This window comes from Neobacillus niacini (assembly GCF_031456445.1).
In the GTDB taxonomy this organism is placed as follows: Bacteria; Bacillota; Bacilli; order Bacillales; family Cytobacillaceae; genus Neobacillus; species Neobacillus niacini_I.
On record NZ_JAVDUQ010000004.1, the window covers coordinates 135,237 to 150,821 of the forward strand.

At 38.0% G+C, this 15,585-nt stretch carries 15 protein-coding genes; 1 reads left to right on the top strand and 14 read right to left on the bottom strand.

The features are described from left to right. Window positions 1-41: 41 nt before the first annotated feature. The gene (locus J2Y67_RS06490) at window positions 42-755 is read right to left on the bottom strand and encodes a DUF421 domain-containing protein (RefSeq protein WP_310171962.1); all 714 of its coding nucleotides are present in this window, start codon (window positions 753-755) and stop codon (window positions 42-44) included. A 195-nt stretch (window positions 756-950) separates the two neighbouring features. Between J2Y67_RS06490 and J2Y67_RS06495 the strand changes: the two genes are divergently transcribed. Next, a complete protein-coding gene (locus tag J2Y67_RS06495) occupies window positions 951-1,106 on the top strand; it encodes a hypothetical protein (RefSeq protein ID WP_310171965.1) in 156 nt (51 codons plus the stop codon). 607 nt (window positions 1,107-1,713) lie between these two features. Here J2Y67_RS06495 and J2Y67_RS06500 read toward each other — a convergent pair. The 13 genes from J2Y67_RS06500 to J2Y67_RS06560 form a co-directional block, all read right to left on the bottom strand. After that, window positions 1,714-2,106, bottom strand: coding sequence for a VOC family protein (locus J2Y67_RS06500; protein WP_310171967.1), 393 nt, complete (start codon window positions 2,104-2,106; stop codon window positions 1,714-1,716). Window positions 2,107-2,273: 167 nt separating this feature from the next. Continuing rightward, on the bottom strand, window positions 2,274-3,440 hold the full coding sequence (locus tag J2Y67_RS06505; RefSeq protein WP_310171969.1) for a Gfo/Idh/MocA family protein: 1,167 nt from the start codon (window positions 3,438-3,440) through the stop codon (window positions 2,274-2,276). 35 nt (window positions 3,441-3,475) lie between these two features. Then, the gene (locus J2Y67_RS06510; RefSeq protein WP_310171972.1) at window positions 3,476-4,399 is read right to left on the bottom strand and encodes a sugar phosphate isomerase/epimerase family protein; all 924 of its coding nucleotides are present in this window, start codon (window positions 4,397-4,399) and stop codon (window positions 3,476-3,478) included. A gap of 241 nt (window positions 4,400-4,640) precedes the next feature. Further along, the gene (locus J2Y67_RS06515) at window positions 4,641-5,495 is read right to left on the bottom strand and encodes an AraC family transcriptional regulator (protein WP_310171973.1); all 855 of its coding nucleotides are present in this window, start codon (window positions 5,493-5,495) and stop codon (window positions 4,641-4,643) included. Continuing rightward, window positions 5,492-6,541: a Gfo/Idh/MocA family oxidoreductase gene (locus J2Y67_RS06520; protein ID WP_310171975.1), complete on the bottom strand. Its 1,050-nt coding sequence runs from the start codon at window positions 6,539-6,541 to the stop codon at window positions 5,492-5,494. The genes J2Y67_RS06515 and J2Y67_RS06520 overlap by 4 nt, the downstream gene beginning before the upstream one ends. Before the next feature lie 96 nt (window positions 6,542-6,637). After that, window positions 6,638-7,603, bottom strand: a complete 966-nt coding sequence (locus tag J2Y67_RS06525; protein WP_310172132.1) for an ABC transporter permease — start codon at window positions 7,601-7,603, stop codon at window positions 6,638-6,640. A gap of 66 nt (window positions 7,604-7,669) precedes the next feature. Continuing rightward, window positions 7,670-9,157 carry a sugar ABC transporter ATP-binding protein gene (locus J2Y67_RS06530; RefSeq protein WP_310171977.1) on the bottom strand — a complete coding sequence of 496 codons (1,488 nt, stop codon included), beginning with the start codon at window positions 9,155-9,157 and terminating at the stop codon, window positions 7,670-7,672. 79 nt (window positions 9,158-9,236) lie between these two features. Next, window positions 9,237-10,205: a sugar ABC transporter substrate-binding protein gene (locus J2Y67_RS06535; RefSeq protein ID WP_310171980.1), complete on the bottom strand. Its 969-nt coding sequence runs from the start codon at window positions 10,203-10,205 to the stop codon at window positions 9,237-9,239. A gap of 410 nt (window positions 10,206-10,615) precedes the next feature. Then, window positions 10,616-11,857, bottom strand: a complete 1,242-nt coding sequence (locus J2Y67_RS06540; protein WP_310171982.1) for an MFS transporter — start codon at window positions 11,855-11,857, stop codon at window positions 10,616-10,618. Between the two features lie 77 nt (window positions 11,858-11,934). Then, complete coding sequence (locus J2Y67_RS06545; RefSeq protein ID WP_310171984.1) at window positions 11,935-12,699, bottom strand: DeoR/GlpR family DNA-binding transcription regulator; 765 nt, start codon at window positions 12,697-12,699, stop codon at window positions 11,935-11,937. Window positions 12,700-12,823: 124 nt separating this feature from the next. Further along, the gene (fba, locus tag J2Y67_RS06550; protein WP_310172135.1) at window positions 12,824-13,702 is read right to left on the bottom strand and encodes a class II fructose-1,6-bisphosphate aldolase; all 879 of its coding nucleotides are present in this window, start codon (window positions 13,700-13,702) and stop codon (window positions 12,824-12,826) included. 41 nt (window positions 13,703-13,743) lie between these two features. Beyond that, window positions 13,744-14,583, bottom strand: a complete 840-nt coding sequence (gene iolI, locus J2Y67_RS06555; protein ID WP_310171985.1) for a 2-keto-myo-inositol isomerase — start codon at window positions 14,581-14,583, stop codon at window positions 13,744-13,746. Window positions 14,584-14,699: 116 nt separating this feature from the next. Next, complete coding sequence (locus J2Y67_RS06560; protein WP_310171986.1) at window positions 14,700-15,563, bottom strand: sugar phosphate isomerase/epimerase family protein; 864 nt, start codon at window positions 15,561-15,563, stop codon at window positions 14,700-14,702. Window positions 15,564-15,585 lie beyond the last annotated feature (22 nt).

Below are 15,585 nucleotides of genomic sequence, written 5' to 3' on the forward strand. Positions count from 1 at the left end.
GGTGCCTGGCACCACCCGATTTTTGTCGAATGAACTCCACCCTATTCTTTGTCCACCGGTGATTTCAAATGATCCTGGTAGAGGTCAATAAAAAAAGAACCATTGGTTCCGACTACGGCATAGTGGATATCTTTTATCTCTACTCCCCTATGGTCCAATTCCTTTCCGAGCCATTGCCTAGAGTAAGAAGCATTCAGGTTTTTATCAATGACAACTCCATCCATTATCAGTTCTACTGGAAGGCTATTTTTTTGATTAGGCTGAGCAAGATTTAGATCCTTTTTTGTTACAGGCTGATAGGCTGATTTTTTTAATACCGATAAATTCCCGCTTACTTCAAGCAAGGCATATTCCACCTCAACAATGTCAAAAATCCCCTGCTCCCTTAATTGCAGATTCAAATGATCGAGAGTGTATTTTACCTTCTTCATGTTTGAATCCAAAAGCTTGCCATTTTCGATGATGACGGTTGGCTGTCCTGAAAGCCACTTGCGAAAACGTCTGCTATTGGAAGAAACAGCGGACATGATAAAGTAAAGAATAACAAGTGTAAGGAAGGCTGCCAGCATCGGGAAAAATTTAAGATTGGTATCAAAGCCCATATTTGCAATAAATGAACCTAATGTTATGGATATGGCAAAATTATTATGATTTTTATGAGCGTTCACCTGTTTCCCAAGGTGGTACGTGACCACCATTAAAATAAAATAAGAAACAATGGTACGGAAAATTGATAAAGTTACATAATGTTCCAACGTATTCATCCTTCACATCTATAATACTCTTGAAGTCATTATTTGCCATTGTAACTGTAAACATGCGAAAAAAACCATGTGAAATTTTCACAATCACTTTCACCTTATGCCCATTTTTAGTGAGATTTGCTCCTTTACTATCCATTATTCATATTTCTAAAGTGTGGGTATAAATAAATGAAAGCAGGTGTTCATATGAATCGAGTTTTTGGTTATCCAATCATCGGTGTAGGGTATAGTCCGTATATGTATGGTGGATATGGGTTCCATCATCATCATCATTACCCATTCTTCGGCGGTTTTGGCTATGGATTCCATCATCCATGGCACCATCATGGCTATGGCTGGTGAATGAGGAACGGCGAAAAAATTTCCGAAAACTTATATTTTTGGGAAAAAAGCTGAATCATAGCGATTCAGCCTTTTTATGTTTTTTAGACAACATTTGGGTCGTACATTTTTTGCAATTAGTTATTGCTATGCAACTATTCCTATAACGTGAAATTATGAGAAAATCCTACCTTTTACTCGATATGTTCCGATGTTGTCGCTTTCATGGTAAATGTTCCCGTTTTCACTGTCTTTGTCAAATAATCCTGAAACGACAATAATAAAGGCATAAATAAAATAAGGAGGCAATCTAAATGGAAAAACTAGTACGGTTCATGGCGAATACATTGAAGGCTTACAGGAAAGCAGCCGATTCCTATGGAAATGCTCGTATTAAAACCTATTTAAGGTAAACAAATTTAACCTAAGGGATTCAATACACTACCGAGATAAGGAAGGTCTTGATGAAAATAAAACTTGAAAAGAATAGAACAATAATCAACGCCAACAAATAGGGAATTAGCGTTTATTATTATTTTATTTAATCAATCTGCGGTTAACTTTACAAGATAATGGAGACAAATCCGTCTGAAAATGCCCAGTCTCTCATTTGTGAATATCCTAGTAACTAATCTTCCATTCTTTCTTCCACAAATTGCAGCATTTCCCCGTTCGGTCCTCTAAAACGAATGGTTTTACGGCCATTGATCCCATGTTTGGGTTCACTCGTTTCAAAAACAATCCCCGATTGTCTATAGGAAGAAATAGCTTTTTCAATGTCTTCAACAACAAATGCTAGATGATTAACTAACCCATATTCCGAATATTGGACACCTTGTTGAAGATCACGAATGAGTTCAATTTCAAATCCTGGTAACCCCTGATGGGATAAAAAAGTGAGCTCTTTATCTCCATTATTTCTTCTTACACGAACCTTAAAATCAAGTAGAGTTTCGTAAAATTTTATGGAACCCTCCATATCCGAAACGATAATCCCAACGTGTTCAACTCTTTTTATCATCTTATCCTCCCAATATCCGATAATTTTTTAATTTAAACAGAAGTTGATCTCTTTTATCCTTATTGGGCCTATGAAGCTTTCTAGAGTCTAAGATTAAAAATGAAATATAACAAAAAGGTCTTTGAGATCGTTATATCTAAAGATCCTTTTGAAATTGTCACTTACGTTTATAGATATTCAACCCATACAGCGCCATTATCCGCAGACCGTACACAGTTCTCCACCCAACGGACACCTTCTACTCCTGCCTCAATTCCTGGGTACCAAACATTTTCTAACGTTTCTCCACGATCTACAGTCGCCATAGCCTTGGCAAACCGAGTATAAAGATTTGACCATGCTTCAAATAACCCTTCAGGATGCCCGCCGCCGATACGGTCATTCGCTAAGGCTTCAGGATAGAGATAGTCCATTCCGCGTTCTATAATCTGCACCGGTTTTCCTTGAATTTCATAACGAAGCTGATTAGGCTGTTCATCCCACCATTCAATACTAGCCTTGGAACCGATAACACGGATCTTTTGTCCATGCATGGAACCAGCATTTACACATGAGGACCATACAGTCCCAACGGCGCCATTATCATATTCCATGATGGTATAGGCATTGTCTTCCAGTGGGGCACGGCTCTTAACAAAGCTTTGGCGAGTACACATAAGCTTCCTAATTTTTAAATTTGGCAGCATAGCTTCCGACAAGTAAAGAGGATGTGTTCCCAAATCTCCTAGAACATAACTTGGACCTGCCATTTTTGGATCTACACGCCATTTTGTACTAGCATTATTTTCTTCAACGGCTCCAGAGTGGAACCCGTGTGCAAACTGCATATTAAGAATACGTATTTCCCCTAAATCATCATTCGCAATCATCTGACGGGCCTGCTCAATGACTTGGTGACCGGAATAACCATATGTAATACCCACCACACGATTTTTCTTTTTCGCTAGGTCCTCTAATTCTTTTGCCTCTTCGGTCGTAAAACACAAAGGTTTTTCACAAACAATATGCAGACCCGCATTAAGCGCAGCTTTGCAAATCTCATAGTGGGTGCCGTTTGGAGTTGCAATTGAAACCGCTTGAATGCCATCCTCACGTTTTGCCTCTTCTTCAAACATCGTTTTGTAATCAGAATAGCAACGATCTGGATCTACATGTAAATTTACTCCAAAATCTCTTCCGCGCTCCGGATCAATATCAAAAGCACCTGCAACCAATGCAAAATTATTGTCACGTAATGCAGAGGAACGATGAATATAACCAATTTGACTTCCGCGTCCTCCGCCTACCATTGCCCAACGTATTGGTTTTTCCACATTTTTTTCACCATATATCATCTTTAAATTCTCCTTTTCTAAAAATCTATTTACCGTTAATATCCAACACTTATTAAATAGTCCACACTCTGCTTTACATCACGCAAACTAGTATCTGCGTTTCGAGGGTCCCGTTCCTGTTCAATCGTAATATACCCATGGTAATTTATCTCTTTTAATAATTGATGAATCGAATTGTAGTCAATAATCCCCTGTCCGATTGGACAAATGACCCCTTTGCCGCAAGCATCAAAAAATCGAATATGTTCATCCATCACTTGATGATAGATTTCTAGATCAATATCCTTGAAATGGATATAATCCAGCCGATCCTTGTTGTCTCTAAGCCACTGCGCTGGATCCATTTTTGAATAATATAGATGCCCGGTATCGAGGCAAAGTCCTGCGGTTTCATAAGGAATATCTTCTAATAGTTTCTTAATTTCGTCTTCAAATTCAATATAACCCCCGGCATGCGGATGGATGACGGGCCGTACGCCATACTTATTCCACGCCCGTTCTGAAAGAGCACGAATATGGGTCATCATATTGTTCCAATCCTGTGTGGATAATCTTGGTGCCCGATCGGGATGGCCGGCATTGTAGTCCCTTTCATCATGTCCCCAATCGATAATAACCAAATAAGGGGTCGGAAATTTTTGACCTTCTTCCTTTGGAGAAGGGGGAAGTTTCGTTATTAATGAACAAATATCATCTACCTGTTGTAATAAATTCTTAAAATTACTCTCTGAGACTAGATCATCAAAAATCGTCCCCGCAATAATCGTCAAATCATTTTTAGAGAGTTCTGCTTGTACTCTCTCAATATCCATAGGTATGTATCCATATGGCCCTAACTCAATACCTTTATACCCAGCTTGTGATGCCTCGTTTAGCACCCTCTCCCATGGAGGCAGATAAGGATTTTTGGGATCATCCACACCCCAGCAGCAAGGGGCTCCTGAAATTTTTATACTCATTTGATACACCTCCAAAATTTATGACTTCATTATAATTTTATTTAGAATAAAGCGCTTTCGTAATCTTGTTGAATTTAAGCGGACTTTTTTAACTATTTTAGTAAAACTTTCACTATCTTGTTTTTAATCGGTAAAGACATTAGAAAAAAAGGGAATAACTCCCCTTAAGAGCTATTCCCTAATGATATAATGATGAAAAATATTTACCTATTAACTAGCTAGACCTGGCCGGCTCCATAGTTCATTTTTTAATCCATAATTGTCGGTATTTTTTTGGAGACATTCCTACAGTTTTAGAAAAAAGGGTTGTAAAGTGGCTAGTATTATCATAACCAACCATACCGGCTATCTTGGTAACACTTTCGTTCGTGTTAATCAGTAATGACTGTGCTTCCCCAATTCGGCGTCGAATTATATATTGAATGGGGGAAAACCCCGTATATTCCTTAAAGACATGCACCAAATAAAAGGAACTGATGTGAAGTTTTTGAGAAAGAAAGCTCAATGAAATATCTTCCAAATAATGCTCATCAATGTAAGATTTTATGTTATTGGATAAAATAGATTCTTCTGATTTTGATACCACGAGGTTCTCCTGCGGAATTTGCAAGATATGCGTGATCAGTGCCCGAAGCAAATAGATGCAAGTTTCCTCCGCGCCAGGCTTTTCCTCCGAAATTTGTGAATACATCATTTCCATTAATGATTCAATATTCGAAGCATACTCCCCACTGCGCAAAACATAGGAAGAATCTTTTGAAACCAAATGATTTTTAGGTAATCCAGATAGCTTTAAATTTTTAATTCCACAGCAAAAAACGCTCATATTATTATCTGGATCTCCATATTCATCGTGAAGCACACCGCTATTATAAATTAAAATATCACCTTTAAGGGTTTTATAAGGCCGATCGCCAATTAATTGACCACCGCTTCCCTCTTTGATAAAAATAATTTCCAAAATATCATGATGCATGTGCATCGTACGAGGGAAGCTTGTATGAGTTGAATCAACGTTACAAATATAGAGCAGTTTCGGAATGGAACCATCCTCAAAGCTAGAATGAAAGTCTTTGTTAACAAAATATTGAGTCATTTATTGATCCGTGTATGATATGGAGATTGAACTGTAATCAACTCTCCTGTTTCAAATGATTCTTTGCAAGCATAGCCAAGAGCTGTTGATAACACTCCATCTTCGACTGTAACGCTTGGCTTTCTATTTTCCCTAACACAAGAGATGAACTCCTCAACTTCACTTAAATAAGCCTGTTCGAATCGTTCTAAAAAACCATCTGAGCATTCCTGTACTGCACCTGTTTCATCAAAGACAGTAACCATATTTTTTTCAGGAACCGTTCCAATTCGTAACGTACCCTTTGTACCGATAATCTCTGTTTCAATATGATAGCCATGGGCACTATTACGACCGGCTACAAAAATCCCCATTTTATGATCCTCAAATTTTACCATTGCCGCACCCGTTTCAGCATCATTTAACTCTGAAAATTCGGGATAGGCATAGGCACCGCCAATAGCCCAAACTTGTTTGGCTTCTGCGTTTAAATACCATCTGGCAAGATCCAGATCATGAATTGCCATATCAAGGAACAAACCGCCGCTATAATTGTTTTTTGCAAATTGCATAAATCCGTTGATGGCTTTTGCCGGGTCAAGACCATAGCAGCGAATTAAAAATGGCTCCCCAATTTTGCCTTCTTCTATTTTCTTTTTCGCATATGCATAGGATTTATCATATCTGCGCATAAAACCAAGCATAAATACTTGTTCCTGATGTTCATCTACTACTTTTCGAATACGGAGGGCTTCTTCTAAATACAATCCAAGTGGTTTTTCGCTAAACACGTGGAATCCAGCATTTAAAGCTTTCTCAATTTGCTCACAATGAAAACCGGATGGAGAGGCAATAAAGATGGCATCCAGTTCCTTATTTTTTAGCATTTCATCATAATTCGTATAGGCATAGGGAATATTCCAATCTTTTTGAACTTGTTCCACTTCCTCGGGGATTACACTGCAAACTGCTGATAATTCACAATTTGGAATCCGAAATGCCAAATTTTCTGCATGCAGTCGACCTAATCTTCCTAAACCGACAATACCAACCTTTACCCTAATCATCCGAAATCTCCACCTTTTATTATTTTAGGAAAACCTTTTATCTTGTTTCATAAAATGGGCCTGACCTCTAAAAGTCAGACCATCTGTTCTTCTCTATTAAGCTTTTTTGTTTTTTCGAGAATCAATTAAAACAGCACTTACGATGATCGCACCCTTTAAAATTTGCTGCCAATAAGAAGATACTCCTAATAAATCAAGGCTATTGTTTAAAACGCCGATTATTAAGGCACCAATAATCGTTCCAGGAATGGTACCAACCCCACCCGCTAAACTAGTTCCACCAATAACGGCAGCAGCAATCGCATCAAGCTCAAAGGATACTCCCATACTTGGCTGCCCGACACTTACCCTTGCAGTTAGCAGCATGCCGGCAATAGCAGATAACAATCCTGCATAAACATAGATTAAAATTAGGTAGCGGTCAACATTGATCCCACAGATTTTCGCAGCTTGAACATTACCGCCAATCGCATAGGTATACTTACCAAACTTTGTTTTAGCTAGTAATACATGAGAGACAATCCCTACTAGAGCAAATATTATAATTGGAACCGGAATTCCGGCAATTACCCCCCTGCCTAAAAACATAAATGAATCAGATAAGTTCGGAATTGGTCTTCCGTCACTATACAACAAAGCCAAACCTCTTGCTGCTGTCATCATCCCAAGTGTTGAAATAAATGGCGGAATTTTACCCTTCGTTGAAATAATCCCGTTTATTGCTCCACAGGCTACCCCAACCCCTACTCCAATCAATAATGATAGGATCAGAGAGTCCCCAGGGTGTGCAAAACTCGCTACCATAACGGAAGTCAATGCAATAACTGAACCGGAAGATAAGTCAATACCGGTTGTAATAATAACGATGGTAACGCCAATTCCGACAATACCAATAAATGAGATTTGCCTGACAATGTTTAATAGGTTTTGTGTTTTAAGAAAGGACGGTGATAGAAATGACATGATAATAACCATCGCAAGTAAAACAAACACAATTCCATATTTACTAATGAATGGGCCAATCTTTTCTTTCCAAAGCTTTTTTTCACTGCTTTGATTTATGGCTGAAACAGTACTAGTTGATGGACTACTCAATTTGAACCCTCCTCTTCCATTCCCTAAAAAATATTAATGATAAGCGATTTCTAATATTCTTTCTTGGTTTGCTTCCTCTCGCCCTAATTCTCCCTTTTTATTCCCCTCATGCATGACAATAATTCGGTCGCTCATCCCTAAGATTTCCGGCATTTCGGAAGAAATCATAATAATGGCTTTTCCTTGCTGTGCGAGTCTAGACATTAGCTTATGAATCTCTGATTTAGCCCCTACATCTACACCTCTTGTCGGTTCATCCAGGATGAGAATATCCGGATCATTCAGAAGCCATCTTGCCAGTAATACTTTCTGTTGATTTCCACCGCTTAAATTCATAATGAGCTGATCGAGGTGAGGGGTTTTAATATTTAACAGCTCGACCTGTTCATTACATTTTTCTTTCACTAGGCTATTATTGATATAACCACTCTTTAAAAAACGATTAATATTTGAGATAATCATATTTTCCCTAATAGATAGAGGAAGAAAGGCACCCGTTAATTTCCGGTCTTCCGTTAACAGCGCCATTTTATTTTTAATGGCATCTTGCGGATTTTTTATTTTTACCTTTTTGCCTTTTATGTAAATCTCTCCGGTATCAGGAGGGTCAATTCCAAAGATGCTCTCAATGACCTCTGTTCTCCCCGCTCCCATTAGTCCAGCAATTCCTAAAATCTCGCCTTTACGAAGTTCAAAATTAACATTTTGGAACTTCCCTTTCCTGGAAAGATTTTTGACTGCTAAGATGACTTCTCCCAATTCAGCTTTTTCTTTATGAAAAACTTGCTTTATTTCCCGCCCAACCATCATCTGAATCAATGTATTTTCATCTATTTCTTTTGCTGATTTTGTACCTATATATTGGCCGTCCCGAAAGACTGTTAATTCATCACAGATTTTAAAAATTTCATCCATTTTATGTGAAATATAAATGATAGAAACCCCTTTGACTTGCAAGGAACGAATAATTCCGAAGAGTTGATCAACTTCTTTATCTGTAATCGCCGATGTTGGCTCATCCATAATGATTAAATCAGCATTATATGAAACAGCGGTCGCAATCTCCACCATTTGCATATTGGCAATACTTAAATCTTTCATTTTCGTGGTAGGGTCAATATTGATATTCAATGTTTCAAAGAGTTTTCTGGACTCTTCTACCATTTTTTTATTATTCACCCAGCCGGTCTTTCCAAATGAAAATTCTCTACCTAAAAAAATATTCTCAGCCACCGTCATATGCGGGACAGGACTTAATTCTTGATGGATCATGGAAATCCCATTTTTCACCGCTTCTTTTGGCCCGCTTACTTTTAATTCTTTACCTTTGAACCGAATGGTGCCTGCATCTGGAGTATAGATCCCAAAGATAATCTTCATTAGAGTGGATTTTCCTGCCCCATTCTCACCCATTAGGCCGTGAACAGATCCTTTTCTTATCTTTAACTGGATATTATCTAATGCTTTTACCCCGGGGAACTCCTTTGTAATGTTTTCGAGTTCGAGAATATAATCACTCACCCTACGTCACCGCCTAGATTAAGATTTTTGTAAAGGGGCCGCTCAGAACTCGATTCTGAGCGACCTTTACAATAGGGCATTACTTTTCCCATTTTTTGATAAACTCGTCAACATTATCCTTTGTCACTAATTGGAATGGGATATTAATAAAGTTATTTTTTAATTTTTTACCTTTTACAGCATCAATGGCTGCTTCAATGGCTCCTTTACCTTGACCAAATGCATCTTGGAAAGCGGTAACATTTAATTTGCCTTCTTTAACGTATTTTAACGCATCGATTGTTCCGTCAATTCCAGCAACAATAATGTTTCCACGCTTACCAGCTTCATCAAGAGCTGCAATCGCTCCGATTGCCATTTCATCATTATTTGCAACAATGGCATCAAAATGTTTTCCAGATTGGATCCAGTTTTCCATCAAGGTCATCCCTGTGGATCTTTGATAATCAGCGGAAGCTTCACGAACAATTTTCATACCTGGGTTTTCTTTTACAACATCTTTGTTACCTTGTGTTCTTTTTACTACTGATTCTTGACCCAATGTACCATTCATTAGACCAATATCGCCTTTTCCACCTAGTAACTCAGCTACCTTTTTCATTTGAAGTGTTCCAGCCTCAAGGGACTCCGATCCAACATATGCATAGATTTTTTTCAGAACCTTTTTACTTGGCGCTCTATTTACAATAATCACTGGGATATTAGCATCATTTGCAGCATTGACCATTGGTTCAACTGCATCTGTATCAACTGGGTTAATAATGATTGCATCTACGCCTTGAGTAATGAATGTATCAACTTGAGACATTTGCTTACTAGAGTCATTTTTGGCATCTACCATTTTGACTTCAACATTTTTATGTTCTTTATCATATTGATTAATTCCATCATATAAGTAAGATAGCCATTTATCGTCGAATACAGGCATCGCGGCACCAATGACAATTTGGTTTTTATCCTTACCTGAAGTTGTTGCCGATCCACAACCGGCTAGTAATCCTGAAAGTAAAACAAAAGCCATCAACAAACCCATTAATTTCTTATTCATCACCAATAATTCCCCCTTATTAACATTCATTTTTATGTAAAGATCTTAGGAGTTTTTTAGCCTAGTTATTCGGACATAGGTTTTTCGAAAATCATTCACCTCCTAAAGTAATGAAGAGCCAATTTCAAATTCTCAATTCTTTGTTAACTATTGGTTATATAGTGGGTAAATATAGTTTTATTGCCGCGTATATTACCACAATACATTACTTTAATTCCCATTTTAACTTTTATTAAAAATTAACTTGTAACGTATTGGTTAACTTTTGGTTAATTTAATAATAATTTGTTAAGCGTTTTCAGTCAACAGATTTTTTTGTATTTTCTAATAGTTTCGTATTCCTATCTATTTCAGAATAATATCTAATAGAAAAAGAGCCATCCTATGACTCTTTTTTATTAGGTATAGTTTTATAGATCCAATCGATTTCTTATTTTTACTGCTGTTCTGAAGGGGTTTTTTCTCTCCCAAAAACAAATTAAAATAACCGCCAGCAGTCCGATTGCGGCAGTGAAATAAAAACCAGCCGTAATCCCCAAACGGGAATTCAATATTCCAGCAAAAAAAGGTCCTGCAAAGATCCCAGTGGCATAAATGGCTTGATAGGCTCCCATTGCTGTGGCTCTTTTGACATGTGGAATCGTTTCGATCGACATCCCTAACAACAAGGGAAAAATAATCCCCAATGAAAACCCATTAAAAACCTGTACGAGATAAAATAGGTCCTTTATATGAATAAACGGAACCACAAACGTGAAAACCGAAGCCAGCAAGTAAGAAATTTTTAACGTTCCCCATTTCCCCATCAGCGGAACCAATATATTTCCCATATAAAGAGTGGCAACAGCATGCGGAATCATAAACGAAAGAATAACAAGAATTAAGTCCGCTGCCCTGAAACCAATATGTAAGGCATAGGCCGGAATAAAGCCAAACATCGTTGAAAAAATAATGCTATGAGCCAAAATCGACAAAGAAGAAGCTTTTAATAGCATAGGGTCCTTTACTACCGAGGTTAAATCTTTTAATTGAATGGGATTCCTTTCTATGCCATCTTTCGGTTCAAACACAAAGAAAGACAAAATCACACCAATAACCGCAATTCCTCCCCCCATCCAGAACGGCGCATGCCAGCCCCATTCTTCAACAATATAACCGCTCAGTCCCATCCCAAGAAGCTGGGCGAATACAACAATGAAGGATATCATGCTCATGGCCCGATGAACTTCACTATCTGAAAAATAACTTGAATACAGGACTGTAAAAACAACCCACGTTGCAGCCGCAATACCAGCAAGGCAGCGGGCAACAAGAACCCATATTAAATGATCCGTTACCGAAAAGATGAAACAGCTTAACGCGCTGACCATCATTCCGAAAATTAGAAAGGGCTTTCTTACTTTTCTCATATCCGAAGAGATTCCAATCGGTAAACGGAATAATAATTGCATCAGCCCATAGCTGCCTAATACAATTCCGATAAACGTATATTTGCCCCCAATCGATTCCATATAGGGGGACAAAATCGAAACATAAATAAAATGGGAAAACCATAAGATGAATGAAACTGCTAAAAAAATGGTTTTATCCCTAATCGGATTAAAAGTACGCAATGAACCACTCCCATCCTTTTTCAGCTGGCATTTTTTCATTAGAAAGACAAAAATAAATAAACCATGGACAAACGTTCATGGTTTTTACATTCAAACTGCAGTACTTTTTCTTATGTCTAATCTTGGTCATCTGCAATGACAAGTTGAATCTCATTTCGATTGAAATATTCCTGATACTCCTCCCGGGGGATCTGATCGGTCACAACATAGTCGATCTCTTCCAAGCCACAGTAGGTCATCAGACCATATTTATCAAATTTATATCCATCCACCAATAAATAGACTTCTAAGCTTCTTTCCACCGCAATCGTTTTCGTTTCGCTTTCTAGCGGTGAGGCATTAGTAACCCCATTTGTTAACGAAATACCCGTCGAAGCCATGAAAGCTTTGTTGATATTATAGGATTGCAGCAAATTAAATTGTTTCAGGCTGATAAAGGAATTCGTTTTGCGTTCCAGTACCCCGCCGGTAGAAATAACATTTAAATTCTCATATGGAAGGGCATTGATCATAAAATCAAGATTATTCGTAATAATCGTCAAATTTTTCGTTTTGATATAGTCAATCATTTCTAATGTGGTTGTTCCGGAATCGATAAAAATGACATCCCCGTCTTCCACATAGCTTGCGGCAGCTTTCGCAATTAATTCTTTTGATTGTTGGTTTCGCGTTTTCCGGTCGCTAAAGGAAACAAGTGCCTCAGCATTGACAGCAACCCCGCCATAAACCTTTTTAATTTCCCCAAGTTCAACCAATTCTTGAATATCACGTCGAATGGTATTTTTAGATACATTAAAAACATTACAAAGCTCGTCAAGAGAAGCGGTTTGATGTTCAAAAATATAATCCTGTATCTGTTTTATCCGTTTTGTCTTAATCAATTCTCCCCACCTCCTCTTACTTCTGATTATACGTTCAATTAGTATAATTTTACTATATAATAAAAGATCAAATGGTATCAATAGGGGATGCCTTAGCCATGTTAGATAAGACACCCCCTGTTCGTCAAGCCTTTTGGTTTGACTTAAACAATCTGATCTTTTCTTTGATTGTTTCTACAATCGCATCTTTCCCCGGTGTAAGAATCGTCCTAGGGTCATAGACTTTATGATCATGATCCAAAAGGACACGGACTGCATTGGTCCAAGCTTGGATACATTCTGTATTGACATTAATCTTTGCATGGCCGAGAGCGATCGCCTTTTCAATTTGATAATCTGGAATCCCAGAACCACCATGTAACACGAGCGGTATACCAGTCATTTCAGAAATTTGCTTCATTTCAGCAAAGCCAAGCTTTGGCTCCCCTTGATAAGGACCGTGAACGGAACCGAGTGCAGCAGCTAACGCATCGATTTCCGCCTCTTGTACAATCCGTAAACATTCATTGGGATCCGCATAGTGGATTCCGCCAATTAAGCCATCTTCCATTCCACCGACAGTACCAACCTCTGCTTCTACGGATACATCATACGTTCTTGCATACTCAACCACTTGCTTTGTCATTGCAATATTCTCATCAATGGGAGAGTGAGAACCATCGATCATGACGGAGGTAAATCCGGCATCAATGGCCTCTTTACATCTTTCCACACTTCTGCCATGATCCAAATGCAAGGCAACAGGAACCGTAATCTTCATTTGTTTCACTTGCTCTTTCACCATTGCCGCAACCATCCGAAAACCACCTAAATAATCGACAAGGCGATCGGATGCAGCTAATATAATCGGTGACCGTTCCTCTTCCGCTGCCTGCAGTGTTGCCTGGACCCAGTGTAAGCCATTAATGTTAAATTGGCCAATAGCATATCCGCCTTCTTTTGCCTTAAAAAGCATCTCTTTCATCGGTACGAGAGAATGTTCTTTCACAGATACAATCGTCATCAATCATGCACCTCCCCTTTTAAAAAGTTTCTTACCATTTCTTATTCGAAGTCGAAATATTTAGAAACTACTCGAACTGTCGTTTCTTTAGCCGTCCTAATGTTTTCTTCTGCATCCAATTGATAATATTCTGGTCGGAACAACTCTACAGATGCTACATCGGAATATCCGATTTCTTTTAATGTAGATAAAATGTCTTCTAAATCAATCGCACCTAATCCAGGCCATACCCGATCATCATCAGTTAAAAAGCCAATTGGGAAATCCTCAGTATCATCCATATGCAAAATAAAGATTTTCGAGCCGTCTGCATTTTTCAAGTCTTCCATTTTAGAGCCCATTGCGTGGAAATGGAAGCAGTCAAGGACTAATCCTACATTCTCACGATTAACAGTCTCAACAATTTCATAGGCTTGACCGAAAGTATTTACGGTACATTGCGGGTGTCCGACAAATTCAACCGCAATTTTCATTCCATATGGTTCTGCAAGATTAGATAACTCTGTTAATACTTCTACACAGCTTTTTTTAATCTCTTCTTTTAAAATCTTTTGTTCGGTTACAAGCGGAACCGCTACCACATACTTCACACCTAATTTTTTGCCTGCTTCCAGCATGCCTTTGAATTCATCAATAATGGCAGCATGGCCTTCTTCATCACGATTATTAAAAAATACTAAGGCATTAAAGGCTAATGGTTTAATATGATGCGTTTGGAAATAATCTGCTAAAGTCTCAATCGAATTTTCCTGTAAATACTCTGGAAGTTTATCCATTGTGCGGATTTCGATATAATCATAGCCGAGTTTTTCACAAATCTCTAAATCCTTTTTAAGATTAGAGTTTTCAAGTGTAGTAGCCTGATTAAAACATAATTTCATAAGGAACCTCTCCGTTTCCATTATTTCATCTATCGAACGTCTATAAACTATAATTGGAAGTTTTCAGATAAAGCATTGTTATAATTTCTTTTAACAATGCTTATTTGAGAATAAACTTAAATATATAATCCCTCTTTAATGGATTTCATTGTTACATCATTTGACCACTCTGGTTTATCTGGATATGCGAATACTGAATTCGTTACAATTCCGTCAAATTTCATTTCTCTTAATTTTCGATATAACGCATCAAAATCTACTTCCCCTTGACCTGGATTCAAATGCTGATGAATCGTTACTTTGGCATCTGGCGGATTAATGATATAGCGTAATCCAAATGCTGCTTTATGATTAAGGGTATCCGCAATAAGGACATGTGCAAGTAAATCCCCTGCTTCGTCTAAATGTTTGGCTACATCGCCAATACCATCATCATAAAAGAATGCATGTGCGACAGAATAAACCAACTTAATCCAATCTTTATCCAGGGCACGAATCATTTGGATAGCTTCTGTGTTCAACTCAATAAAATCATTCGGATGCGATTGAAGATTCAGCTTAATCCCTTCTTTTTCAAAAAGCGGCATTAACTCTTCCATTGATTTAACAAATGCCGCTTCGCTATCAACTGGACGGCTTTTGTCGCCGGCAAATTCACTGTTCATCAAATCTACTCCTAATTCAGAAGTGATTTCGATACAGCGTTTCCAGTTTCTCACTGCAGCTTGTCGTTCTTCTTCAATGGGTGATGACCATTGTTGAACAGGAAGTACGGAAGAGATTTTGACGCCGGCATCTGCACAATATCTTTTTAAATCTTTTATCAGCTGCTTATCAACCTTTGGGTATTGATTAAACCAAATAAAATCTTTACGTGGAGATAACTCTACCCATTCATAGCCTAATCTTGCAACGGCATCAATCGTATCTTTTAAATTAGTATTGTCACGAAAATGTGACGGATCATATGCTAAACGCATTTGTTTTTATCCCCTTTCACTG